This is a genomic window from Chitinophaga flava, from assembly GCF_003308995.1.
Lineage (GTDB): Bacteria > Bacteroidota > Bacteroidia > Chitinophagales > Chitinophagaceae > Chitinophaga > Chitinophaga flava.
On sequence record NZ_QFFJ01000002.1, the window covers coordinates 388,936 to 413,336 of the forward strand.

The 24,401-nt window shown below is 46.5% G+C and carries 20 protein-coding genes and 1 tRNA gene; 19 read left to right on the forward strand and 2 right to left on the reverse strand.

Annotated elements, in window-relative coordinates; genetic code table 11:
• Positions 1–37 precede the first annotated feature (37 nt).
• The 17 genes from secE to DF182_RS18060 all read left to right on the forward strand — a co-directional run bounded on the left by secE (position 38) and on the right by DF182_RS18060 (position 21,523).
• Complete coding sequence (gene secE, locus DF182_RS17980) at positions 38–235, forward strand: preprotein translocase subunit SecE (RefSeq protein ID WP_113617219.1); 198 nt, start codon at positions 38–40, stop codon at positions 233–235.
• 4 nt (positions 236–239) lie between these two features.
• The gene (gene nusG, locus DF182_RS17985) at positions 240–806 is read left to right on the forward strand and encodes a transcription termination/antitermination protein NusG (protein ID WP_078667076.1); all 567 of its coding nucleotides are present in this window, start codon (positions 240–242) and stop codon (positions 804–806) included.
• A 93-nt stretch (positions 807–899) separates the two neighbouring features.
• Positions 900–2,090, forward strand: coding sequence for a transglutaminase domain-containing protein (locus DF182_RS17990; RefSeq protein WP_113617220.1), 1,191 nt, complete (start codon positions 900–902; stop codon positions 2,088–2,090).
• 228 nt (positions 2,091–2,318) lie between these two features.
• Entirely contained in the window at positions 2,319–2,762 is a 444-nt protein-coding gene (rplK, locus tag DF182_RS17995; RefSeq protein ID WP_113617221.1) for a 50S ribosomal protein L11, read from the forward strand.
• A gap of 41 nt (positions 2,763–2,803) precedes the next feature.
• Complete coding sequence (gene rplA / locus DF182_RS18000; RefSeq protein WP_211327159.1) at positions 2,804–3,493, forward strand: 50S ribosomal protein L1; 690 nt, start codon at positions 2,804–2,806, stop codon at positions 3,491–3,493.
• A gap of 60 nt (positions 3,494–3,553) precedes the next feature.
• Positions 3,554–4,081 carry a 50S ribosomal protein L10 gene (rplJ, locus tag DF182_RS18005; RefSeq protein WP_113617223.1) on the forward strand — a complete coding sequence of 176 codons (528 nt, stop codon included), beginning with the start codon at positions 3,554–3,556 and terminating at the stop codon, positions 4,079–4,081.
• Positions 4,082–4,211: 130 nt separating this feature from the next.
• Positions 4,212–4,583, forward strand: a complete 372-nt coding sequence (gene rplL / locus DF182_RS18010) for a 50S ribosomal protein L7/L12 (protein ID WP_113617224.1) — start codon at positions 4,212–4,214, stop codon at positions 4,581–4,583.
• Between the two features lie 217 nt (positions 4,584–4,800).
• A complete protein-coding gene (gene rpoB, locus DF182_RS18015) occupies positions 4,801–8,610 on the forward strand; it encodes a DNA-directed RNA polymerase subunit beta (RefSeq protein ID WP_113617225.1) in 3,810 nt (1,269 codons plus the stop codon).
• A gap of 121 nt (positions 8,611–8,731) precedes the next feature.
• The gene (gene rpoC / locus DF182_RS18020; RefSeq protein ID WP_113617226.1) at positions 8,732–13,027 is read left to right on the forward strand and encodes a DNA-directed RNA polymerase subunit beta'; all 4,296 of its coding nucleotides are present in this window, start codon (positions 8,732–8,734) and stop codon (positions 13,025–13,027) included.
• A gap of 252 nt (positions 13,028–13,279) precedes the next feature.
• Positions 13,280–13,969: a DUF4397 domain-containing protein gene (locus DF182_RS18025; RefSeq protein WP_161964176.1), complete on the forward strand. Its 690-nt coding sequence runs from the start codon at positions 13,280–13,282 to the stop codon at positions 13,967–13,969.
• 165 nt (positions 13,970–14,134) lie between these two features.
• On the forward strand, positions 14,135–14,746 hold the full coding sequence (locus DF182_RS18030) for an OmpH family outer membrane protein (protein WP_113617228.1): 612 nt from the start codon (positions 14,135–14,137) through the stop codon (positions 14,744–14,746).
• A gap of 101 nt (positions 14,747–14,847) precedes the next feature.
• Positions 14,848–16,278, forward strand: coding sequence for an APC family permease (locus DF182_RS18035; RefSeq protein WP_113617229.1), 1,431 nt, complete (start codon positions 14,848–14,850; stop codon positions 16,276–16,278).
• 542 nt (positions 16,279–16,820) lie between these two features.
• The gene (locus DF182_RS18040; protein WP_113617230.1) at positions 16,821–17,426 is read left to right on the forward strand and encodes a DUF4254 domain-containing protein; all 606 of its coding nucleotides are present in this window, start codon (positions 16,821–16,823) and stop codon (positions 17,424–17,426) included.
• 9 nt (positions 17,427–17,435) lie between these two features.
• On the forward strand, positions 17,436–18,476 hold the full coding sequence (locus DF182_RS18045; protein WP_211327160.1) for a glycosyltransferase family 9 protein: 1,041 nt from the start codon (positions 17,436–17,438) through the stop codon (positions 18,474–18,476).
• Between the two features lie 106 nt (positions 18,477–18,582).
• A tRNA-Gln gene (locus DF182_RS18050) sits at positions 18,583–18,653 on the forward strand.
• Between the two features lie 141 nt (positions 18,654–18,794).
• Positions 18,795–19,187: an acyl-CoA thioesterase gene (locus DF182_RS18055; RefSeq protein ID WP_113617231.1), complete on the forward strand. Its 393-nt coding sequence runs from the start codon at positions 18,795–18,797 to the stop codon at positions 19,185–19,187.
• A 353-nt stretch (positions 19,188–19,540) separates the two neighbouring features.
• The gene (locus DF182_RS18060) at positions 19,541–21,523 is read left to right on the forward strand and encodes a LuxR C-terminal-related transcriptional regulator (protein ID WP_113617232.1); all 1,983 of its coding nucleotides are present in this window, start codon (positions 19,541–19,543) and stop codon (positions 21,521–21,523) included.
• Positions 21,524–21,688: 165 nt separating this feature from the next.
• Here DF182_RS18060 and DF182_RS18065 read toward each other — a convergent pair whose 3' ends face one another.
• Both DF182_RS18065 and DF182_RS18070 read right to left on the reverse strand, forming a co-directional pair.
• Positions 21,689–22,018, reverse strand: a complete 330-nt coding sequence (locus tag DF182_RS18065) for a DUF4870 domain-containing protein (RefSeq protein ID WP_113617233.1) — start codon at positions 22,016–22,018, stop codon at positions 21,689–21,691.
• A gap of 163 nt (positions 22,019–22,181) precedes the next feature.
• The gene (locus tag DF182_RS18070) at positions 22,182–22,550 is read right to left on the reverse strand and encodes a winged helix-turn-helix transcriptional regulator (protein WP_170148842.1); all 369 of its coding nucleotides are present in this window, start codon (positions 22,548–22,550) and stop codon (positions 22,182–22,184) included.
• 93 nt (positions 22,551–22,643) lie between these two features.
• On the opposite strand from DF182_RS18070, the gene DF182_RS18075 reads away from it, so the two are divergent.
• Complete coding sequence (locus DF182_RS18075; RefSeq protein ID WP_113617234.1) at positions 22,644–23,810, forward strand: MFS transporter; 1,167 nt, start codon at positions 22,644–22,646, stop codon at positions 23,808–23,810.
• Positions 23,811–23,850: 40 nt separating this feature from the next.
• Complete coding sequence (locus DF182_RS18080; RefSeq protein WP_113617235.1) at positions 23,851–24,312, forward strand: DUF4126 family protein; 462 nt, start codon at positions 23,851–23,853, stop codon at positions 24,310–24,312.
• The last annotated feature ends 89 nt before the right edge of the window (positions 24,313–24,401 follow it).

A 24,401-nucleotide genomic window follows, 5' to 3' on the forward strand; every position in this document is an offset into this window, starting at 1 on the left:
CTTTAATCAATTGACCATAAATCGTTAACTTTACAGAATGAATAAGATCAGAAACTACTTCCGTGAGTCTTATCATGAGTTGGTCTACAAAGTATCCTGGCCTACCTGGCAGGAACTGCAGTCTTCTACCATGATCGTGCTGATAGCGACCCTCTTTGTTACAGCGTTGGTATGGGGGATGGACGCCGCTTCCAATTTTGTGTTAGCACACTATTACGAAATATTCAAAAAATAGGAACATGGATGCAACCAATATTCCTGCTCAGGAAACAAAGTGGTATGTACTCCGCGTTGTTAGTGGCAAGGAAAAAAAAGTGAAGGAATACCTGGATATTGAAGTGCGCAGGTCTGATTGGGGAAATGTGATCACTCAGGTGTTTCTGCCGGTGGAAAAAGTTTACAAGGTGCAGGCTGGTAAAAAGGTGATGCGTGAAAAAAACTTCTACCCCGGTTATGTGATGATTGAAGCCATCGATGGTAAAATGACAGACGAAGTGATCCAGGCCATCCGTAACGTGTCTGGTGTAATCCACTTCCTCGGTAAGGAAAAACCAATTGCACTCCGTAAAGCCGAAGTAAACAAAATGTTAGGTAAAGTGGACGAACTGAGCGATCAGGGACTCACCATGAGCGAACCTTTCATCGTCGGCGAAACCATCAAGATCATCGACGGCCCGTTCAACGATTTCAACGGCGTAATCGAAGAAGTGATCGAAGACAAAAAGAAACTGAAAGTAACTGTGAAAATCTTTGGCCGTGCCACCCCTGTAGAACTCAACTTCATGCAGGTAGAAAAATTAGCATAGTTACCACAGCTATAACTTTATTGAAAAAGCGTTCCGGAATGCCGGAACGCTTTTTTACTTTTATTATTTACCAGTTTATTGATCTGAAAAACGATGAAACGACTGATCAGCACCCTAACCTGTAGCTTATTACTCCTCCAGGCAACCGCCCAGATCCCTGTAAAAAAAACGACCACTACGGCAGCACCCGCCATCACCTTCACGGCTATTCCTGATTCTGCGACGGGTTCCTCCGCATCTATGGCCGCTTATCTGGCTGCCCACAGTGAAAGTAAGCTGGCCGCCCTCCGTTCTCTGTATAGCTGGATGTCTTCCCATATTCAGTACGATATGGTGAACACCTTTAAACCCGACTATTATAAAGATACCACAGACGCCATCAGGAAAACCCTGCAAACCCGTACCGCTGTATGCCAGGGATATTCTGCCCTGTTTATGGATGTATGCCGGAAAGCCGGGATACCTGCCTGGCAGATAAGCGGGTATACACTGACCAACGGAAAGGTAGATAATGCCAGTCACGCCTGGGTGGCTGTGTTGCTGGACAACGAGTGGCAGCTGATAGATCCTACCTGGGGATCGGGTGGGGTGATCAACAATAAATATATAGCTAAAATCAACTGGAAATATTTCCTGGTATCACCGGCTGTATCAATTAAAACACATGTACCCTTTGATCCATTGTATCAGTTCCTGGAACAGCCGTTAAGGCACGATGAGATACGGGACGGAAAATGGGCAGCCGGTGCCGGCAGGCCTCGTTTTGCCTACCGGGATACACTGGCAGCCTTTACCAGTATGTCTTTACAGGACAGGGCAACCAATGCCGTGGCCAGGATAGATCGTTACGGGGTAACCAATCAGATGGTTTCTGCTGAAATGACCTACCTCATCAATGTGATGACGGTAGAAAAGCACAATGCGGAAGTGACCGCCCAGAACGGTGTGATTGACCGGCTCAACGCGTGTAGCAGTCGGTACAACCGGGTAGTCAACAGTTTTAATGACTATGTGGTGTTCCGGAATAATCAGTTTTCCCCTTCAAAGCCTGACAAGGAGATCCGGGAGTGGGTAGACGGCATGATGAGTAAGACTACGGAAATAGAACAGCAGTTACAGGGGCTGACGATTACAGATCCGGGGAATCGTCGTGTGCTGGCGGAGTTAGAAGAGTCGGTGACACAAATGAAGCGGAGGCTGGCGGAAGAGCAGGCTTTTGTGACAAAATATATCAAAACGGGAAAGCTTTTCCGGAAGTCGCTGTTTTATAAATTGGCATTTTAGGTGTAACTTTGCCGCTCCCCGGATAATAAGGATTTTTTTGTGTGAATGCAATAGATTTGTAAAAAAAAGGCGTCTGGTAGCAAAAAGGATGCCCAAATTCAAATACTTTTTGTTGTTTTCGTATTAATAATTACCTTTGCATCCCCTTTAAAAGGTTATTTTGTTCCTTTTAAATTTGGGAGTTCTCTGCTTTGCAGGGGGCGTTTTAACCAAATTAAATCAAATAGTATGGCAAAAGAGATCGCAACGTACGTGAAATTGCAGGTTAAAGGCGGCCAGGCCAATCCTGCACCTCCAATTGGTCCCGCTCTGGGTTCCAAAGGTGTGAACATCATGGAGTTCTGCAAACAGTTCAATGCCCGTACCCAGGACAAAATGGGTAAAGTATTGCCTGTACTGCTGACTGTTTACACTGATAAATCTTTCGACTTTGTAATCAAGACTCCTCCGGCTCCTGTACAGCTGCTGGAAGCTGCTAAAATACAAAGTGGTTCCAAAGAACCTAACCGTAACAAGGTGGGTAAAGTTACCTGGGCTCAGGTAGAAGCAATCGCACAGGATAAAATGCCTGATCTGAACTGCTTCACACTGAACAGTGCTATGAAAATGGTAGCTGGTACTGCTCGTAGCATGGGAATTACTGTAGAAGGTAAAGCACCCTGGGAAAACTAATTGTTCACCTGTTAAGGCAGGAACTTTAAATCATTTTGACAATGGCAACAAAAAAGAGAAAAGTCGCTCAGGCTAAGGTGGATAAAAACAAGGCGTATTCGCTGAAAGAAGCATCCAACCTGGTAAAAGAGATTAACTGTACTAAATTCGACAGTTCTGTCGATTTACATATCCGCTTAGGCGTTGATCCTAAGAAAGCTGACCAGGCTATCCGTGGTTCCGTAACGCTTCCACACGGTACTGGTAAAACAAAGAGAGTTTTAGTGCTTTGCACACCTGACAAAGAAGCTGCCGCTAAAGAAGCTGGTGCTGATTTCGTAGGTCTGGACGAATTTATCCAGAAGATTGAAGCTGGCTGGACTGATGTTGACGTAATCGTTGCAACTCCGGCTGTAATGCCTAAAATCGGTAAACTGGGTAAAATCCTGGGTCCCCGTAACCTGATGCCAAACCCGAAAACCGGTACTGTTACCAACGATGTAGCAGCAGCAGTAAATGACGTGAAAGGTGGTAAAATTACCTTCAAGGTTGATAAAGCTGGTATCATCCACGCTTCTATCGGTCGTGTTTCTTTTGCTTCTGATAAAATTGAGCAGAACTCTATGGAGCTGATCAATGCTATCATCAAGCTGAAACCAGCTACAGCAAAAGGTACTTACCTGAAAGGTCTGTCCATGGCCAGCACAATGAGCCCTGGTATTGCAATCGACACTAAATCTGTTCAAAACTAATTGATCACGAGTGTGTAGTCTTTTTTCCGCAAGGAAATGGCTTGCTACAAACGTAATAATATGAATAAAGATCAAAAAAATGAGGTGATCGAACTGCTGAAAAGTAAGTTCTCTCAATATAGCAACTTCTACATCACTAACACCGAATCATTAACGGTAGCGCAGGTGAATAACCTGAGGAAAGTTTGCTTCGATAAGAATGTGGAAATGAAGGTGGCTAAAAACACCCTGATCCGCAAAGCACTGGAATCACTGGACAACGAAAAATACGCTGGTATCTACGATTCACTGCACGGTGTAACTGCCCTGATGTTCTCTGACAGCCCGAAAGAGCCTGCAGTAATCATCTCCAGCTTCCGTAAAGCTAACAACAAACTGGAAAAACCAGTTCTGAAAGCAGCTTTCGTAGCAGACGAAATCTTCGTTGGCGACAACCAACTGACTGCCCTGACCAACATCAAGACCAAAAACGAACTCATCGGAGAAATCGTTGGTCTGTTGCAATCTCCTGCAAAACGCGTTATCGCTGCTTTGCTGGAAAAAGGCAAGAAAGAAGGCGCCGTGGAAGAAGCTCCCGCTGCAGAATAATCTGGAATTCAGGTATTTGGTCATTTAAATATTTAAATAATCAAATATCAAAATTTCACAATAACAATGGCTTCCAAGTCACAATATATAATTAACATCATTACAAAAAATTACTTAAAAACATTATAAAATGGCAGACGTAAAAGCATTAGCCGAACAATTAGTAGGTTTAACTGTTAAGGAAGTACAAGAACTCGCAGACGTACTGAAAAATGAGTACGGCATCGAACCAGCAGCTGCTGCTGTAGTTGTTGCTGCAGGTGGTGGTGAAGCTGCTGCTGCAGAAGAAAAAACTGCATTCAACGTAGTTCTGAAATCTGCAGGTGCATCTAAACTGAACGTTGTTAAGGTTGTAAAAGACCTGACCGGTCTGGGTCTGAAAGAAGCGAAAGAACTGGTTGACGGCGCTCCTAAATCTGTAAAAGAAGGCGTTAGCAAAGCAGAAGCAGAAGATCTGAAAGCTAAGCTGACTGAAGCAGGTGCTGAAGTTGAAATTCAGTAATTCTTTGCTTAGTATACATCTTTTTCAAGGTCAAAAGTGCTCCTGCACTTTTGGCCTTATTCCCTTTGGGAAAGTGTCTTTTTCAGGAGTCAAAACGGGGAATCACCCAAGGTGACTTTGACCATGTGTAGAAGGCATACTTTATTGAGGATGAATATTGGTAAAGAAATCTTAATTTCCCTAATTCTTACAAGTCATATAACTGCTAACTTCGAATATGTCTCTAAAAAAAGCCCAAACAAGCGAAAGAGTAAATTTTGGAAAGATCAAACAAGTTACTGAGACACCGGATCTGTTGGCTATCCAAATCCAATCTTTCAAGGATTTCTTCCAATTAGAAACCACACCAGACAAACGAAATAACGAAGGCCTTTTTAAAGTATTTAAGGAGAACTTCCCGATTACTGATACCCGCAATATCTTCAATCTGGAGTTCCTTGATTATTTCGTAGACCCTCCGCGCTATACCATTGAGGAGTGTATTGAACGTGGGCTTACCTACTCTGTACCGTTGAAGGCCAAACTGCGCCTCAGCTGTAACGATGAGGAGCATGTGGATTTTCAGACTATTGTGCAGGACGTGTTCTTAGGTAACATTCCCTACATGACCCCAAGAGGTACTTTCGTTATTAATGGTGCTGAGCGCGTAGTTGTATCCCAGCTGCACCGCTCTCCTGGTGTATTCTTTGGTCAATCTGTTCACCCGAACGGAACGAAGATCTACTCTGCAAGGGTGATCCCGTTCAAAGGTGCCTGGATGGAGTTTGCGACAGACATTAACAATGTGATGTACGCTTACATCGACCGTAAGAAGAAGTTCCCTGTTACCACACTGCTGCGTGCTATCGGCTACGAAACCGATAAGGACATCCTGCAGCTGTTTGGTATGGCTGATGAAGTAAAAGCAGACAAGAAAAGTCTTGATAAATATGCCGGCAAAAAGCTGGCTGCCCGTGTTTTAAGAAGCTGGGTGGAAGACTTTGTGGATGAGGATACCGGTGAGGTGGTAAGTATTGAGCGTAATGAAATTATGCTCGAACGTGACAGCATTCTGGACGAAGCAAACATCGAGACCATCGTAGATATGGGCCTGAAGAGCGTTTTCGTACAGAAAGAAGAGGTGAGCGGCGATTTCTCCATCATCTACAACACATTAAATAAGGATACATCCAACTCCGAGCTGGAAGCCGTTCAGCACATCTACCGCCAACTGCGCGGTGCCGATGCGCCGGATGACGAAACAGCAAGGGGTATCATCGATAAATTATTCTTCTCCGACAAACGTTATGATCTCGGAGATGTAGGTCGTTATAAAATCAACCGGAAACTGGGTCTGTCTACTGCACTCGATATGAAAGTGCTGACAAAAGACGATATCATTTCCATCATCAAATACCTGGTACAGCTGACCAACGGTAAAGCAGAGATCGACGATATCGATCACCTGAGCAACCGTCGTGTACGTACTGTGGGTGAGCAGTTATATGCTCAGTTTGGTGTTGGTCTGGCTCGTATGGCCCGTACCATCCGTGAGAGAATGAACGTTCGTGACAACGAGGTATTTACGCCGGTAGATCTGATCAATGCGAGGACCCTGTCTTCTGTGATCAACTCCTTCTTCGGTACTTCTCAGTTGTCTCAGTTCCTCGACCAAACTAACCCGCTGTCTGAAATCACGCACAAACGCCGTATCTCCGCTCTCGGTCCCGGTGGTTTGAGCCGTGAAAGAGCAGGCTTCGAGGTGCGTGACGTTCACTATAGCCACTACGGCCGTCTGTGTACGATCGAAACACCGGAAGGTCCGAACATCGGTCTGATCTCTACCCTCTGCGTACACGCGAAAGTGAACGAAATGGGCTTCATCGAAACTCCTTACCGTAAGGTTAACCAGGGTAAGGTAGATATGCATAGTGTGGAGTTCCTGAGCGCTGAGGAAGAAGATACTGTGAAAATTGCACAGGCAAATGCTCCTTTGGATGACAAAGGAAACTTCATCAACGATAAAGTTAAATCCCGCGAAACCGGCGACTTCCCGATCCTGGACAGACAGGACGTGGAGTTCATGGACGTAGCGCCTAACCAGATCGTAGGTCTGAGTGCTTCCCTGATTCCGTTCCTCGAACATGATGACGCCAACCGTGCGTTGATGGGATCAAACATGCAACGTCAGGCCGTGCCACTGCTGAATCCGGAAGTTCCTATCGTAGGTACCGGTCTGGAAGCAAAGGCAGCACGCGACTCCCGTCTGCAGATCACTTCAGAAGGAAAAGGCGTGATCGAATTCGTGGACGCCAAAGAAATACATGTTCGTTACGAGCGTGACGAGCTGCAGAAACTGGTGAGCTTCGAAGACGACCTGGTAATATACAACCTGACCAAATTCGTGAAAACGAACCAGAGCACCTGTATCAACCTCAGACCTTGCGTTAAGAAAGGTCAGCGTGTGGAAGTAGGTGACTTCCTGACCGAAGGCTATGCTACCCGCGGTGGTGAGCTGGCGCTGGGCCGTAACATGAAAGTGGCCTTCATGCCATGGAAAGGTTACAACTTTGAGGATGCGATCGTAATCTCTGAGCGTGTTGCACGTGAAGACCTCTTTACCTCCATCCACATCGATGAATACGAACTGGAAGTACGTGACACCAAACTGGGTGAGGAAGAACTGACCCCAGATATCCCGAACGTGAGCGAAGAGGCGACCAAAGACCTCGACCAGAACGGTATTATCCGTGTGGGCGCCCACATTAAGGAAGGTGACATCCTGATTGGTAAAATCACTCCGCGTGGTGAGTCTGATCCTTCTCCTGAAGAAAAACTCCTCAGAGCGATCTTCGGTGACAAGGCTTCTGATGCGAAAGATGCTTCCCTGAAAGCACCTCCATCTACAGAAGGTGTGGTGATTGACAAGAAGCTGTTCAGCCGCGCGAAAAAAGATAAAAACTCCAAGACCCGTGAAAAAGCGGCGATTGAGAAACTGGAGAAAATCCACCAGAAAAATACGGAAGACCTGCTGGAAGTGCTGATGAGCAAGTTGCTGGTATTACTGAAAGACAAAACGTCTCAGGGTGTTACCAATACTTACGGTGAAGTGCTGATTTCCAAAGGTTCCAAATTCTCTCAGAAGAATCTGGTGAACGTTGACTTCATGAATGTGAACCCGCTGGGCTGGACTACCGACGAGGTGACCAACGACCAGATCAACACGCTGCTCCACAACTACAACATCAAGTTCAACGAGGAGCTGGGTCGTTACAAACGTGAGAAGTTTAACATCTCTATCGGTGACGAGCTGCCTGCTGGTGTACTGAAACTGGCTAAGGTTTACCTGGCCAGCAAACGTAAGCTGAAAGTGGGTGATAAGATGGCGGGACGTCACGGTAACAAGGGTATCGTAGCCAAGATCGTGCGTGATGAAGACATGCCGTTCCTGGAAGATGGTACACCACTGGATATCGTACTGAACCCGCTGGGTGTACCTTCCCGTATGAACCTTGGACAGATCTATGAGACTGTACTGGGTTGGGCAGGTCTGAAGCTGGGCGTACGTTTCGCTACACCGATCTTCGATGGTGCCACTACAGAAGAAATAGCCGGATATATCAATGAAGCAGGTCTGCCAAGCTTTGGTCACACTTACCTGTATGATGGTGAAACGGGTGACCGCTTCCACCAGAAAGCAACCGTGGGTGTTATCTACATGCTGAAACTGAGCCACATGGTGGATGATAAGATGCACGCCCGTTCTATCGGACCGTACAGCCTTATTACCCAACAGCCTTTGGGTGGTAAAGCACAGTTTGGTGGTCAGCGTTTCGGTGAGATGGAGGTGTGGGCACTGGAAGCATACGGTGCAGCCAATATTCTGCAGGAATTGCTCACTATTAAATCCGATGATATCGTTGGTCGTGCCAAAGCATATGAATCAATTGTGAAGGGTGATAACATTCCGAAAGCGGGTGTTCCTGAGTCCTTCAACGTATTGATCCATGAATTGCGTGGTCTGGGTCTGGATCTGAAATTTGACTAAGAGCTTTTAGCTACCAGCCATTAGCCCCGCGGCTAATGGCTGATAGCTTGGATATTTCGCAGGAATAAAATTTTTGTCGCTGGCTTAACACCAACGGCTAACAGCTAAAAGCTATAAACAGATGGCTATCAAAAAAGAAAATCGTCCTAAATCAAATTTTAACAGCATTACCATCAGTCTGGCTTCTCCGGATGTAATTCTGGAGCGTTCTTACGGTGAAGTGCTGAAACCTGAAACTATCAACTACCGTACTTACAAGCCAGAACGTGATGGTTTGTTCTGCGAAAGAATATTCGGTCCTGTAAAGGATTACGAATGCTATTGCGGAAAATATAAGCGTATTCGTTATAAGGGTATTGTGTGCGACCGTTGTGGTGTTGAAGTAACGGAGAAAAAAGTTCGTCGTGAAAGAATGGGCCACATCCGTCTGGTAGTGCCTGTTGTACATATATGGTATTTCAAATCGCTGCCAAACAAGATTGGTTACCTGCTGGGGATGTCTTCCAAAAAGCTGGAAACCATCATTTACTATGAAAGATACGTAGTAATTCAGCCAGGCGCGAAACAGGAAAAAGGTATGAACTATGGTGACCTGCTCACTGAAGAAGAATACCTGGACATCCTGGATACCCTGCCTAAAGACAATCAGCTGTTGCCGGATGAAGATCCCAACAAGTTCATTGCCAGAATGGGTGCTGAAGCGGTAGAAATGATGCTGGCCCGTATTGAACTGGACAGCCTTTCTTACCAGCTGCGTAACCAGGCTGCTACTGAAACTTCCCAGCAACGTAAAGCGGAAGCGCTGAAACGTCTGAGCGTAGTGGAAGCTTTCCGTGAGGCCAACGGCCGTGTTGAAAACCGTCCTGAATGGATGGTAATGCAATATATTCCTGTAGTACCGCCTGAACTGCGCCCATTGGTGCCGTTGGATGGTGGCCGTTTTGCGTCTTCCGACCTGAACGATCTGTACCGCAGGGTGATCATCCGTAACAATCGTCTGAAACGTTTGATCGAAATTAAAGCACCGGAAGTGATCCTGCGTAACGAAAAACGTATGCTGCAGGAAGCGGTGGACTCTCTGTTCGACAACTCCCGTAAATCCAATGCGGTGAAAGCCGAAGGTGGTCGTGCGCTGAAATCTCTCTCCGATGTACTGAAAGGTAAACAAGGTCGTTTCCGTCAGAACCTCCTCGGTAAACGTGTGGACTACTCCGGTCGTTCTGTTATCGTGGTAGGTCCTGAGCTGAAACTGCATGAATGCGGTCTGCCAAAAGATATGGCGGCAGAGCTGTTCAAACCGTTTATCATCCGTAAACTGATTGAAAGAGGCATCGTTAAAACCGTAAAATCAGCTAAAAAGCTGGTAGACCGGAAAGAAGCGGTGGTTTGGGATATCCTGGAAAACGTACTGAAAGGTCACCCGGTGTTGTTAAACCGTGCTCCGACCCTGCACCGTTTGTCTATCCAGGCTTTCCAGCCTAAACTGGTGGAAGGTAAAGCGATTCAGTTGCACCCGCTCGTGTGTTCTGCGTTCAACGCCGACTTCGATGGTGACCAGATGGCGGTACACGTGCCTTTGAGCAATGCTGCTATTCTGGAAGCCCAACTGCTGATGCTGTCTTCCCACAACATCCTCAACCCGCAGAACGGTACGCCGATCACCCTGCCTTCTCAGGACATGGTACTCGGTCTGTATTATATCACCAAGGGTAAGAAAACCATAGGTGACGTAGTGGTAAGAGGTGAAGGCAAAGCATTCTACTCTGCTGAAGAAGTAATCATTGCGCTGAATGAAGACCGCATCGACCTGCATGCCCACATCCGTGTAAAAACGACTGTGCGTAATGCTAACGGTGAGCTGGAAAGAAAACTGATCGAAACTACTGTAGGCCGCGTACTGTTCAACCAGTTTGTGCCGAAAGAAGCTGGTTATGTAAACGCCCTGCTGACCAAAAAATCACTGCGTGAGATCATCGGTGACATTATCAAATACACAGATATCCCTAAAACAGCGAAATTCCTGGACGACATCAAACAATTAGGTTTCCGCATGGCGTTCCGTGGTGGTCTGTCATTTAACATCAATGACCTGATCATTCCGGAAGTTAAGCAAGACATGATTGATGCTGCTGCCGGTGAAGTTGACGAAGTTTGGGATAACTATAACATGGGTCTGATCACCAACAACGAACGTTACAACCAGATCATTGATATCTGGTCACGTGTGGATACGAAGGTGACAGAAACCCTGATCCGCGAACTGGCGACAGACAAACAGGGCTTCAACTCTGTATACATGATGCTTGACTCCGGTGCGCGTGGTTCCAAACAACAGATCAAACAGCTGGCTGGTATCAGGGGTCTGATGGCTAAGCCACGTAAGAGTGGATCTACCGGTTCCGAGATCATTGAGAACCCGGTATTGTCCAACTTTAAAGATGGTCTGAACGTATTGGAATACTTCATCTCTACCCACGGTGCCCGTAAGGGTCTTGCGGATACGGCGCTGAAAACGGCGGATGCGGGTTACCTGACCCGTCGTCTGGTGGACGTAGCACAGGACGTGGTAATCAACGAAGAAGACTGCGGAACCCTGCGTGGTATCGCTACTGCTGCGTTGAAAGACAACGAGGAAGTAATCGAAACTCTGTACGACCGTATTCTGGGACGTACTTCCCTGCACGACGTGTTTGATCCTCATACCGAGGAACTGGTGGTGGCTGCCGGTGAACAAATCACAGAAGACATCGCTCATAAAATTGAAGACAGCGCCATAGAAACTGTAGAAATCCGCTCCGTACTGACTTGCGAAAGCCGTCGTGGTGTGTGCGTGAAATGCTACGGTAAAAACCTGGCCACTGGTTATACAGCACAGCGTGGTGATGCAGTAGGTATCATCGCTGCCCAGTCTATCGGTGAGCCTGGTACACAGTTGACACTGCGTACCTTCCACGTGGGTGGTGTGGCTGGTTCCACTTCCGTAGAATCCGGCCTGCAAGCTAAATTCGAAGGTACTATCCAGTTCGATGGCTTACGTACTACCACTTACGAAAACAACGAAGGTGAGAAAGTACAGGTGGTTATCGGCCGTACCGGTGAGCTGCGTATCATGGACGTGAAAAACGATCGTCTGCTGGTAACAAACAACATTCCGTACGGTTCCACCCTGCTGGTGAAAGACGGACAGAGAGTGAGCAAAGGCGACCAGATTTGTACCTGGGATCCATTCAACGCCGTTATCGTGTCTGAAATTCCTGGTAACATCCGTTTCGACAGTATCATTGAAGGTATCACCTTCCGTGAAGAAGCGGACGAACAAACCGGTCACCGCGAGAAAGTGGTTATCGAAACCAAAGACAAAAACAAGATCCCGTCTATCTATGTAGATGGTAATAAAGAGGTGAAATCCTACAACTTACCAGTAGGTTCCCACATCGTTATCTCCGAAGGAGACCACGTAAGGGCCGGCCAGGTAATTGTAAAAATCCCACGCGTTATCGGTAAACTGCGAGACATCACCGGTGGTCTGCCTCGTGTAACTGAGCTGTTTGAAGCACGTAACCCAAGCAACCCTGCCATCGTTTCTGAAATTGATGGTGTGGTAGCCTTCGGTAATATCAAACGTGGTAACCGTGAGATCATCATCGAAAGCCGTGAAAGTCAGATCAAGAAATACCTGGTGCCGTTGACCCGTCACATCCTGGTACAGGACGGTGACTTCGTGAAGGCCGGTACTTCCCTCTCCGACGGTTCTACTACTCCTGCAGACATCCTGGCTATTAAAGGTCCGTTTGCCGTACAGGAATACCTGGTAAATGAAATCCAGGAAGTATACCGCTTACAGGGTGTGAAGATCAATGACAAACACATCGAGGTGATCGTTCGTCAGATGATGCGTAAAGTAAACATTGAAGATCCTGGAGATACCCGCTTCCTCGAAGGAGATACCGAAGATAAATTCGACTTCTTTGAAGAAAATGATATGATCTTTGATAAGAAGGTTGTAACTGAAGCTGGTGAATCTACTACGCTGAGAGCTGGTCAGATCGTAACCTTACGTCAGGTACGTGAAGAGAACTCCCTGTTACGTCGTGCAGATAAGAAACTGGTTGAATTCCGTGATGCAAATCCGGCTACTTCCAGCCCGCTGCTGCAAGGTATTACCAAAGCGTCTCTGGGTACCCGCAGCTGGATGTCTGCCGCATCGTTCCAGGAAACTACGAAAGTACTTTCTCAGGCTGCGATCAACGGTAAGATCGATGAAATGCTGGGTCTGAAAGAAAACCTGCTCACAGGTCATCTGATCCCTGCAGGTACAGGTTTGCGCGAATTCGAGAACATGATCGTAGGCTCCAAAGAAGAATACGATATCCTGGCATCTTCCAAAGAAGTGTTCCAGTTCGACGAAGAAGAGTAACTGTGATTTTTTTGATGTAAACTGATTCGCCTGATAGGCGAAAATATAAGCGAAGACCTCATTGATGTAACGTCAATGAGGTCTTTTGCTTTTATGATCTATGATCGAAGATCTTATTGATTATTATTACATTGATGAGGTTTTTGCTTTTATGCCTCTTCTTATCAGGAGAATCGTAATAGATGAAAAAAAATGTGGTCATCATCAGCGGTTTTACTACTTTACATCCGGTTTAAAAATGATCCGGATTTCATGAAAAAACTGCTTATTGTAGCATTGATATTGCTGATGGCGGCAGCAGCGTGTAAAAAGAATAGTGATACAGCTATTCCTGTTACCCAGTCCAGTTTTATGTTTTTTAACGGGGTGCCTGAGGCGGTATACGATATCCGGCTGGACTCCTTCTCCATGGCAACTGGTGTGGCCTTTGGAAAGAACACACCTTACCAAACATTCAGAGCCCAGTTGTACACTATTTACCTGATAGATCAGCGTTTCCCGAATGATACCATAAGAGTGGGGCAGATCAATCTGCGTAACAAGCGGTCTTTTTCTTCCTATATTGGATTTGACTCGGCCAACAAGGTACGAGTGTTCAGGACGATAGAAGATGATCTGACACCACCACCGCCGCTGAACATGAAGTTCCGGGTAGTGGACTTCAGTGAAGCCTATCGTTTCAACGGAACCAGTGTAGGCATAGACGTATTTTCCCAGAATGATCGTATTTTCAGGGGGATAGGATTTACCCAGTTTACACCGTTCGTTAACTTGCCTGGAGATAGCACCTATCAGCTTAACTTCCCGCGTACGGATTCTAACTCTATTATCCCGAACCGGCTGCCATTCCCCGTACAAACGGGCAAAATCTATACACTGGTGACGGTAGGAAATGCAATGAGTTCGGAGACCTTCAAGACATTTACCATCACCAACAATTAGGAACAACGAGGGTAAAATCAAGCTTCAGCGCGGGAAGCAAGTGTATTGCCATAATAAAAAAGCTTCGTTAAAAATGGCAATACGGATTTGAAAATCCGCTAAAAGCCTTATTTTAGCCCTTCTATTTTCAAAAAACCTATTAAAGGAGTAAATCTACCTATCAACATGCGCATTCGTAAACAATTCGTGACAAAAGGATTATTAGCGGCATTAGCAGCCGGTTTATTCATGGCCTGCAATGGCAACAAGTCTGGCAACAACGCGCCCGCTACTCCAGCCGCTGGTACCAACGCTCCGGCAGCGGCAAGTTTCAAAATTGCTTACGTAGACCTGGACTCCCTGGAAGCGCATTTTGAATATTTTAAAGAGAAAAAATCCCAGCTGGAACAGAAGCAACAAGGTATGGACAACCAGCTGAAAGCCAAAGCCAGAGCTTTACAGAGCGAATACCAGGACCTGCAGCGCAAAGCGTCTACTCTTACCCAGGAACAAGGCGAAGCAGCACAACGCTCACTGATGGCTAAACAACAACAACTGGAGCAGGAAGCACAGAACATGCGTGCAGAATATGCTCAGAGCGAAACCAAGTTTAACGAAGAACTGCAGAAAAAACTGGATGATTTCCTGAAATCCTTTAATGCAGACAAACGTTTTGCTTACATCTTCTCTTACCGTACTGGTCAGAGCAACATCCTGTATGTTGATTCTTCCTACGATGTGACTGCCGAAGTGATCAAAGGCATGAACGCCAAAGCATCAGAAGCTCCTGCCAAATAAGAAGCTTTCCAGACAAGTAAAATAACAAGGCAAACAATTAAAAATTTGTCTACCTTATAGTCCCGGTTTTTCAACGAACCGGGACTTTTTAATTCTACCTTATGGACATCAACCAAAGTAAATCTTTCAAGCCTACACTGGGCTTACTGGACTCCACCATGATCGTGGCCGGCTCTATGATAGGCTCCGGTATTTTTATTGTAACTGCAGAAATAGCCCGCAGCGTGGGCGGCGCCGGCTGGATTACCGCTATGTGGGTACTGGCCGGAGTGGTAACGTTGATTGCCGCACTCAGCTATGGTGAACTATCAGGCATGTATCCTAAAGCAGGCGGACAATATGTTTACCTGCGGGAGGCGTATAATCCTTTTATTGCCTTTTTATTTGGCTGGACACAGTTCGGTGTTATTCAGACCGGTACCATCGCCGCTGTGGCTGTGGCTTTCGCTAAGTTTACCGCTTATCTGGTGCCTGCCTTCAGTGAAAAAAACATACTCTTTTCAACCGGCGGATTTCAGATTACAGCAGCACAGATCGTGGCTATAATCTCCATTATCCTGCTCACCTTTATCAACACCCGCGGTGTAAAGCATGGGAAATTTATACAGACCGTGTTTACTCTGGCCAAACTGTTATCCCTGTTTGGTTTGATCATTTTTGGTTTTATGCTGGGGGCTAAAGCTGAGATCTGGCATGCTAACTGGCAGGACCCCTGGAACCATTTTTCACTGCAGATGGTGAATGGAGATACAGTGGTGAAATCGCTGACAGGGCTGGCATTCTTTGGTGCTATCGCTGTATCGATGAAAGGGTCGTTGTTTTCGAGTGATGCCTGGAATAACGTCACCTTTATTGCTGCAGAGATAAAGAATCCGGCCAGAAACATTGGCCGCTCGCTGTTTCTGGGCACTTTCATTGTAACCATCATTTATGTGAGCTGTAACCTGATGTACCTGGCTGTATTGCCACTGCACGATATCGCTTTTGCTGCGAATGACCGTGTGGGTGTGGCTGCTGCAGAGAAAATATTCGGCGGTATCGGGTCCGGCATTATTGCAGTGATGATCATGATTTCCACTTTTGGCTGCAACAACGGGTTGATCCTGTCCGGTGCACGTATTTATTATACGATGGCGGAAGACGGGCTGTTTTTCCGCAAAGCGGCCGAACTGAATAAAAACAGTGTGCCTGCACATGGTTTGTGGATTCAGTGCGCCTGGGCTTCCATGCTGTGTCTTACCGGCCGCTACAATGACCTGCTGGCGCTGGTGATATTTGGCGTACTGATTTTTTATGTGCTGACGATCCTGGGCATATTTATACTGAGAAAGAAGCGCCCGGATATAGAAAGGCCCTATAAAGCACTGGGATATCCTTTGCTGCCGATGATATATGTGGTAGTGGCTTTATCGCTCGCAGCGTTATTGCTGGTATTCGAATCCAACTACACTTTACCGGGACTTGGGATCATTTTATTGGGTATTCCTTTGTATTTCCTGGCCATGCGGAACAAGGGAAAAGCCGCTGTGTAGCTAAAAAGGACAAAGAAAAACGAAATTTAACACAAACGTTGTATGAAATTCCGGGGTCACTGCAGTTATAATAGCAGTGACCCCATTTAATTTGCATCAAGAGACGGACAGAACAGGTGCTGATGAACCCTACTGATAAAGCAGAAAACCCTATAGTAAAAACAAAAAACCGGTATAACCACATCACAACGGAGTAAACGCTGCATGCAGCATTGATTAGATATAACTTTGAAATGTATGCCGTGGAGTATTTGTTAGGTTAGTTGTTGTATGTAAGAAATTTTATGGACCCTCAAAAAGTAAAGCCATCAGAGTTAAATATATTTCTACATCTAAAGAAATTACCAAAAAATATTTATTGCCAACTTGTGATGTTTAACGACATCATACAATTAGAGTATAAAAATATCAGGCGATAGAAAGGTATCTCAACCCCAGGATAACCATTAAAAGCCTACACGATTTGCATTCTCGAACATTCACATGACAATCTTTTACAACAAGCGTATGGTTTCTACCGTGCGCTTCTTTATTTTTGCTATATGTTTACATCAACCTCCAACAGTATATTTGATCAGAGCATACTGGATTATCATCAGAATAATGATGTGCATCAGGCCATCAGCAATCCCTATGAAAAAAGCAGCATTGAGCATCTGCTGTATCTGAAAAACTGGATTGATACGGTGCAGTGGCACCTGGAAGATATTATCCGCGATCCGAAGATAGACCCGCTAGAAGCGCTGCACATCAAACGTTGGATCGACCGTTCCAACCAGGAGCGGACCGATGTAGTGGAATATATCGACAGTTATTTCCTGGATAAATACAAACATGTTGCGCCGGTAGCGGATGCTGTGATCAACACAGAGAGCCCTGCCTGGGCGATAGATCGGTTGTCTATCCTGGCGCTTAAGATATACCATATGCAGGAAGAAGCTACCCGTGCCGATGCTACTGCAGCACACCGGGAAGCCTGCCAGCGTAAACTGGATATTCTGCTGGAACAACGTACCGATCTGAGCACCGCTATTGAAAGGCTGCTGACCGACATCGAAGCTGGTAAGAAATACATGAAAGTGTACAAGCAGATGAAGATGTATAATGATCCTTCACTGAACCCTGTATTATACAAGGGAGAAAAATAAATCCAGTCTTTGACTATTACTAGAACTATACTGGTGACGCGTCTTTCCGCCCTGGGAGATGTGGCGATGACCGTGCCGGTGATGAAGCAGGTACTGGAAGAAAATCCGGAAGTACAGATCGTTTTTGTAACTAACAAAAATTGGGGTGCCTTATGCGCCGGTATTCCCCGGCTGATATTTTTCCCGGCAGACGTAAAGGGCGAGCATAAAGGAATACCGGGACTTTACCGGTTGTTCCGCAGTGTCAGCAGGCAGTATAAGATTACGGCTATTGCGGATCTGCATAATGTGTTGCGTTCGAAGATTATCCGTACCTTTTTTCGTTTCAGTGGTAAGCCGGTGGCTGCCATTGATAAGGGGCGTGCGGCTAAAAAAGCGCTCACCAGCAAGGAAAATAAGGTATTACAGCCGGTGATCAGCACTATTGAGCGTTATGCACTGGTTTTCAGGCAATTGGGACTGAAGTGCACGATGGGACATCAGCCGGTTTTTGCACCGCAGGCCCTGCCGGAGCGGGTTTTAGCCGTTACTGGTGCAAAAGGAACACAGCAATGGATAGGACTGGCCCCCTTTGCTACCTACCGTGAGAAGATGTATCCGTTGGAGAAAATGGAAATTGTGCTGGCCGAGCTACTGAAAACAGGAAACCAGCGTGTATTGCTCTTTGGCGGAGGGAAAAAGGAAGTGGAGCTGCTGAATGCCATGGCTGAGCGTTATCCGCGGGCACAGGTAGTGGCAGGCCGGTTCTCCCTGCAGGAGGAAATGGCGCTGATCAGCCAGTTGAACGTGATGATTAGTATGGATTCTGCCAATATGCACCTGGCTTCGCTATACGGGGTGCCGGTTATTTCGGTATGGGGCGCCACTCATCCGTTTGCCGGATTTATGGGATATGGTCAGTCTGATGCCAATGCAGTGCAGATCACTGATCTGAGCTGCCGGCCCTGTTCCGTATTTGGTAATAAACCTTGTTTCAGAGGGGATCATGCCTGCATGGAATGGATAAAACCAGCACAGATAGTAGAAAAAGTAATAAGTGCCGTAGGTTGAAAGTGCCTGTGGATAAGTGATTCAAAGGATATTTGAAAAAAGTTGCAAGTTTTTTTTGCAGAAATAAAAAAAGTTATACTTTTGCCATCCCAAACAACAAGGGAATTGCCCAATAGTATAATGGTAGTACGACAGATTTTGGTTCTGTTTGTCTAGGTTCGAATCCTGGTTGGGCAACGAAAAGAAAAGGCCGGAAAAATTTTCCGGCCTTTTCTTTTTTAAAAAATCCTCTTTCATTTCCCGCCTGTTGCTAAAATTTTACGATCACCCTGTCGTAAGAAATTTACCTAGCTTTACACTTTCTAAAAACGAGCACGCATGAATTTTTACACACGTAAATGGGTGAAACCGGAAGATCTGAATGCACATGGTACTTTGTTCGGGGGCAGTTTGTTACGATGGATTGATGAAGAAGCAGCGATTTATTCCATTATTCAGCTGGGTACTAATCGCTGTGTGACGAAATACATGTCTGAGATCAATTTTATTAATTCTGCCCGTCAGGGAGATATTGTGGAGTTGGGGATTAAAGCGGTGCATTTTGGCAGAACGTCACTGACGCTTACCTGTGAGGTGAGAAACAAGATCACCCAGAAAAGTATTCTGACTATCGATAAGATCGTTTTTGTGAGTGTGGATGAAAAAGGAGTGCCGGCACCGCATGGTAAGACAAAAATAACGTACACGGATGAACGTCTAAGAGAGGAATAATATCCGGGAAAAGGAACAAAATTAAAATGCAGCAGTGGCGAACAACTGCTGCATTATCTTTTTATAGCGTTTTGCCGAAAGTGGGAGAACTACAACGGATCAGGCCGGTAAGTTACGCTTGTGGAGTCCAGGCAGGATGGTTTTTCAATGTTCCCAGGACTGAAGTCCTGGGCTATGACTGAAGTCCTGGGCTAAGATTGAAGTCCTGGGAACATTGTAAATTCCTTGGATGAACTCTGTGATACAAAAGTACTTACCTGTTGCGGATCTCCGGCATTTGTAGCATCTACACGTTTACTACACGGCTGTTTTTTTGATATCTACAAAACATCTACAAGTTGTATTTTTGGCGCATGAACCATATCCTAAAAATGAGGGTGGTAATGATGTTTGTCACCCTGTATATGCTGACGGCGGGTAATATTTTTGCGCAGACTGTGCAGGATTCGCTGAAGCAAGTATTGAAACAACCAGGCTTAACACCGGAAGAGCAGGTGATGACCCGTATCAGGATGGGGAGGGCGTTGGTGGACGGCAGCCGCAAAGATGCGATTGCCGCTACAGAGACAGCCCTGGCGATGAGCCGCTCTTTAAAAGACAGTAAATATCAGGCACTGGCACATTCCGCGCTGGTGTCCCTGGAGTATACGGCGGAAGACACAACACTGGCGACCCATCATCTGGACAGTGCTTTCCTTTTTGCCAAACAATCAGGCGACCCGCTTACACTGGCGAGTGTATGGTATCGCAAGGGATGGCTGGAAAGCCGTATAGGCAAGCCTCACGAGGCAGTGAAGAGTTTTCAGGAATCGCTGAAGCTGGGAAAAGGGCTACCTGGTAATATCTACGAAACCAGCGTTTATTACAATCTCGCCGCCATTTATTCTGACTGGAAAGATACGGATAACCAGTACCGTTATGCCCTTGCCAGTCTGGTATCGGCCCGGTTAAGATCTGATCCTGACGATATGTGCAATGCCTATCAGGCTATGGCCACCAGTTTTGAGTACCAGTTTGACGGAGATAGCAGCAAACGCGTATTTCTGGATTCGGCGTTATACTACAACCGTAAAGCTATTGCTACTTACGAGGCGAATGCAAGCCGTATCAGTTTTCGCAGTACCATTGCTCTGCTGGCGCTCAATACCGCCAATCTGTATGATCAGTATTTTCCGCGCCCTTACCGCGATAGCGCGCAACGTTATCTGGATATAGCGCTGAGGATTGGCAAGGAGACTAACCAGCAGGAGGTAGTGGCGAGTTGTTATGGGATGATGAGCAGTTTTGCCCTGAATGATGGCAACTATAACCGGGCTTCGGAACTGCTGCTGGCCGGACTGATGGCACTGAAAACCTATCCTACGCCAGACAACCGGCTGATGGCTCATCTGATGGAAGCCCTTTCAGATGTGGCGGAGAGAAAAGGAGATCTGCCTACTGCCTTACAATACGCCCGTGAATACAGCCGCTACTATGCCAAAGCTTTTGATGCCGACCGTATGGCCATTGCCAAACGGCTGGAAGCTCAGTACCAGGCCCGTCAGCGGGAGCAGGAGCTGGTGTCGCTGCAGGAGAAGGCAGCTTTCAACCGTAAACTGAATGTAGTATATATAGGGCTGATTGTAGCCTGCCTGGTGGCACTGCTTTATCTGTTCCGTTCTTATCATTTCCGGCTGCAGTCCACCATTCAGCAGCAAAAGCTGCTGGAGAAGGAAAAGCAGGACGGAGAGCTGTTGATACGCCTGAAAGAACAAGAATCCATACGTCTGCAGCTGGAGAAGCAGGAGGCAGAATTGCAGGTACGCCTGCAGGCGGAAGAAGCAGCCCGGTTACAGGCAGAACAACAACTTATACAAACGCAGAAGGAACAACTGCAGAAAGACCTGCTGGCTGGTACTTTACAGGTAGAGCAGAAAAATGAACTGCTGCAATCCCTGCAGGAAAAATTACAGGATAAATCTGTACAGCCTGATCTTGCCAAACAGATTACCCGTATGATCGAGATGCATAAACGGATGGACAAAACCTTTGAGACCACCCGTTCGGAATTTGAAAATATCCATCCTGAATTTTTCCGGAAGTTGCAGGAGAAAGCCAATAATACGCTTACCAAACTGGACCTGAAACATTGTTCCTATATTTCAATCGGGTTGTCTACCAAAGAAATAGCGTCCCATCTGGGCGTGGCTCCCAAAAGTATCCTGATGTCGAGATACCGTATTAAACAGAAACTGGGGCTGGGCAAAGATGAAGGACTGGATACCTATCTGATGGCCTGGAGAGAAAATAACCCGCTGGGCGGAGCCACAGCGGGTGAAGTAAGTGGGGCAGGATGAAATGAGGGGTAATGGATGAGATGGGGTTTGGATGAATGGGGACGGACGAAACCGGGGTAATGGATAAAGATGGGGTTTGGATGAAAGGGGTTTGGATGAAACCAGGGTAATGAATGAAAAAGGGCAATGGATGAAATGGGGAATGGATGAAATGTAGCTGGCAATCTATTGTTGCAGGAAAACAAATTTGTTTTCGAAGAACTTTCCGATTACTGGTATGGGTTTTTGCACACCGCTATTGGCATTGATGATCCCGAATATCATAAATATCAGGGGGAGGATACTTAGTATAGACAGTGGCGTATATAGTGCCGGTATGATGCTCAGCATTACCCCAACGACCACAGACCATAGCAGGCTTGTTATTGCTAGGCCCAGTGCCTGTTCGAGATGATACGTTACCAATGTGTCTTTGTTTTCCTTGCTCTTAACAAATGCGATAATCCAACCGATAATCGTGATGTAAGCGATGATTGCCCATTGTTTTGTTTTCATAGTTGCGCTGACGGTTTAAAAATGATAAAAGGATAAAATAGAAATCAGGGCAAAGGTAGGCTGTGGGGCAAACGATCCTGTTTTTGTAGATACTACAGTGGGTCTACAGGGGTGCAAAAGGTATATCTACAAAAGATATACATCTCTCATAAAGAATTAATAATCAATAAATTGTGTTGGTCGTTGTTCGGTGTTCGGCACCCCATCCGGACAGTTGGCGGCAGATAGGTACCAGTGATTTTCCGAGTTGGGTGAGTTGGTAATCGACACAAGGTGGCACACTTGCATATACATTTCTGATGATTAACCCGTTCTTTTCCAGGGCCCGCAATTCCAATGCGAGCATTCTTTCTGTGATTTTAGGTACCAGTTTTTTTAATTCACTGTAACGAACAGGTTCATCGCCGAGGTTGGTGAGGATCAGTAGTTTCCATCGTCCACCGATGAGATCCAGTGCATAAGCAAGATCGCAGGTGTTATTCAATATTTCTCTATTCAGATTGTTGGTAGAGGTTTCCTTTCTTCTGGTCATGGCTTACAATTTTGTTAGTACCATACAAGCGGCTGTAGCCGCGGTACGAAGATACTTACTCTCTAATTTCGTGGCAACATTAATAGAAGAACCATGAAAAAGCTGGCATATATCGGTTGTTTGGGGATGATCGGCATTATTACCACAGAGTTTGGGGTCATTGGTATATTACCACAGGTAGCGGCCCACTATCATATTACGATTGACCAGGCGGGCATATTACTCAGTGCTTTTGCGTTGGTGATAGCATTTACGGGGCCTTTTATGACATTGCTGGCATCTGGTTTTGACCGGAAGAAGGTGATGTTGCTAGCGATGGGCCTGTTTGTATTGTCTGCAGCCGGATCTGCATTAGCACCGCCTTTCTGGCTGTTGCTGGTACTACGGATGTTACCGGCTTTTCTGCAGCCGGTGTATATCTCTACAGCGATTGCGGCAGCGGTAGGTTCGGTTGATAAAAAAGATGCTCACCGGATGATGTCTGTTGTAATGGGAGGTATCAGTATTGCTACTGTGACAACGGTTCCGTTGTCTACCTGGCTGGCAGGACGGTTTAACTGGGAGAGTGCTTTTATCATGCAGGCTGGTGTGAGTATGCTGGCCATTGTGGGGATATGGTTACTACTGCCGCCGATGCCGGCAGGGGAGAAGAAGTCGTATGGTGCACAACTGAAGATATTGGGCAGAAGTGATTTTCTGCTGACCTCCTGTATCAACTTTGTGATGATTGCGGCCTGGTTTAGCAGTTACAGCTATTTCGCGGATTACCTCAGCAAGGAGAAACATATGAATGAAGAGATGATCAGTAGTATGATGTTGCTGTTTGGCATTACCGGGGTAGTGGGTAACTGGCTGGCGGGCAGGGTAATCGGAAAGAATATGGTGCTGGTGACGCTGGTGTTGCTGGGAGGAACGATTGTTATTCCGATAGCCTTATCCTTTTGTGGATATGAAGGCTGGCCGGTGGCTGGTGTTATTGCCTTGTGGGGGCTGTGGTATGCACCTTGTTTTCTCGCCGGTGGGGCAAATATGATTTCGGCAGCACCGGATGCGTTGGAATTCGCTAACAGTCTGGCTGTTTCGTTTGGTAACCTGGGTGTATCAGTGGGTACCGCTGTGAGTGGCATGGTGATCGCGACACATAGTGTGGCTTATGCGCCCTGGGTAGGGATGGTATTTGGGCTGGTGGCGATAGGGCTGGTACTGTGGCGGGGCGTGTTGCGCAGCAGGAGTAGTAATATGGTGTGCGTGGCACAATGATTGTGCCGCGACCAGTATGAGCAAATCGATCTTTCCTACTATGATGCGTGCGGTTGGACTGGGCGTAGTGTCCGGCATGCGTAGTGTGATGGGGCCGGCTTTTGCCAGCCAATACGCCAATCGTTATCCTTCCCGGCAGCTAAACGGTAGTCCGTTGGGGTTTATGCAAAAGGAAAATGTGATGCGAGGGCTGCAGACCATAACCGCCGGAGAGCTGGTAGCAGACAAGGTACCAGGTGTACTGGACCGTATTTCACCGGGTGGACTGGTGGGGAGAGCTGCTGCCGGTGGACTGGCCGGAGCTACCGTATATCAGTCTGGTGGTGATAAAGCCTGGCGCGGTGCATTGATTGGTGCTGTGGCGGCAATAGCTGCTTCTTACGCCTTTTTTTACCTGCGGAAATACGCCGGAAAAAAGTATAATTTAAAAGATGCTTTTGCCGGCGGGGTAGAAGATGTACTGGCTGTAGGTCTTGGTGTTGGTGCTACTGCCCGGAAATAAATTGTCCGCAAATGAACGAAGGGTGCACTGAAAACGGACAAAAATATTTTCTTACTGATTTGATTATCAGCCATTTATTTCAATGGCAT

Bases quoted from the DNA above. Each gene is read 5' to 3' on its own strand.
- secE (WP_113617219.1), top strand. From the start codon at position 38: ATGAATAAGATCAGAAACTACTTCCGTGAGTCTTATCATGAGTTGGTC.
- rplL (WP_113617224.1), top strand. From the start codon at position 4,212: ATGGCAGACGTAAAAGCATTAGCCGAACAATTAGTAGGTTTAACTGTT.
- DF182_RS18025 (WP_161964176.1), top strand. From the start codon at position 13,280: ATGAAAAAACTGCTTATTGTAGCATTGATATTGCTGATGGCGGCAGCA.
- nusG (WP_078667076.1), top strand. From the start codon at position 240: ATGGATGCAACCAATATTCCTGCTCAGGAAACAAAGTGGTATGTACTC.
- DF182_RS17990 (WP_113617220.1), top strand. From the start codon at position 900: ATGAAACGACTGATCAGCACCCTAACCTGTAGCTTATTACTCCTCCAG.
- DF182_RS18035 (WP_113617229.1), top strand. From the start codon at position 14,848: ATGGACATCAACCAAAGTAAATCTTTCAAGCCTACACTGGGCTTACTG.
- rplA (WP_211327159.1), top strand. From the start codon at position 2,804: ATGGCAACAAAAAAGAGAAAAGTCGCTCAGGCTAAGGTGGATAAAAAC.
- DF182_RS18075 (WP_113617234.1), top strand. From the start codon at position 22,644: ATGAAAAAGCTGGCATATATCGGTTGTTTGGGGATGATCGGCATTATT.
- DF182_RS18040 (WP_113617230.1), top strand. From the start codon at position 16,821: ATGTTTACATCAACCTCCAACAGTATATTTGATCAGAGCATACTGGAT.
- DF182_RS18055 (WP_113617231.1), top strand. From the start codon at position 18,795: ATGAATTTTTACACACGTAAATGGGTGAAACCGGAAGATCTGAATGCA.
- rplJ (WP_113617223.1), top strand. From the start codon at position 3,554: ATGAATAAAGATCAAAAAAATGAGGTGATCGAACTGCTGAAAAGTAAG.
- DF182_RS18080 (WP_113617235.1), top strand. From the start codon at position 23,851: ATGATGCGTGCGGTTGGACTGGGCGTAGTGTCCGGCATGCGTAGTGTG.
- DF182_RS18030 (WP_113617228.1), top strand. From the start codon at position 14,135: ATGCGCATTCGTAAACAATTCGTGACAAAAGGATTATTAGCGGCATTA.
- DF182_RS18065 (WP_113617233.1), bottom strand. From the start codon at position 22,018: ATGAAAACAAAACAATGGGCAATCATCGCTTACATCACGATTATCGGT.
- DF182_RS18060 (WP_113617232.1), top strand. From the start codon at position 19,541: ATGAACCATATCCTAAAAATGAGGGTGGTAATGATGTTTGTCACCCTG.
- rpoB (WP_113617225.1), top strand. From the start codon at position 4,801: ATGTCTCTAAAAAAAGCCCAAACAAGCGAAAGAGTAAATTTTGGAAAG.
- rpoC (WP_113617226.1), top strand. From the start codon at position 8,732: ATGGCTATCAAAAAAGAAAATCGTCCTAAATCAAATTTTAACAGCATT.
- DF182_RS18070 (WP_170148842.1), bottom strand. From the start codon at position 22,550: ATGACCAGAAGAAAGGAAACCTCTACCAACAATCTGAATAGAGAAATA.
- rplK (WP_113617221.1), top strand. From the start codon at position 2,319: ATGGCAAAAGAGATCGCAACGTACGTGAAATTGCAGGTTAAAGGCGGC.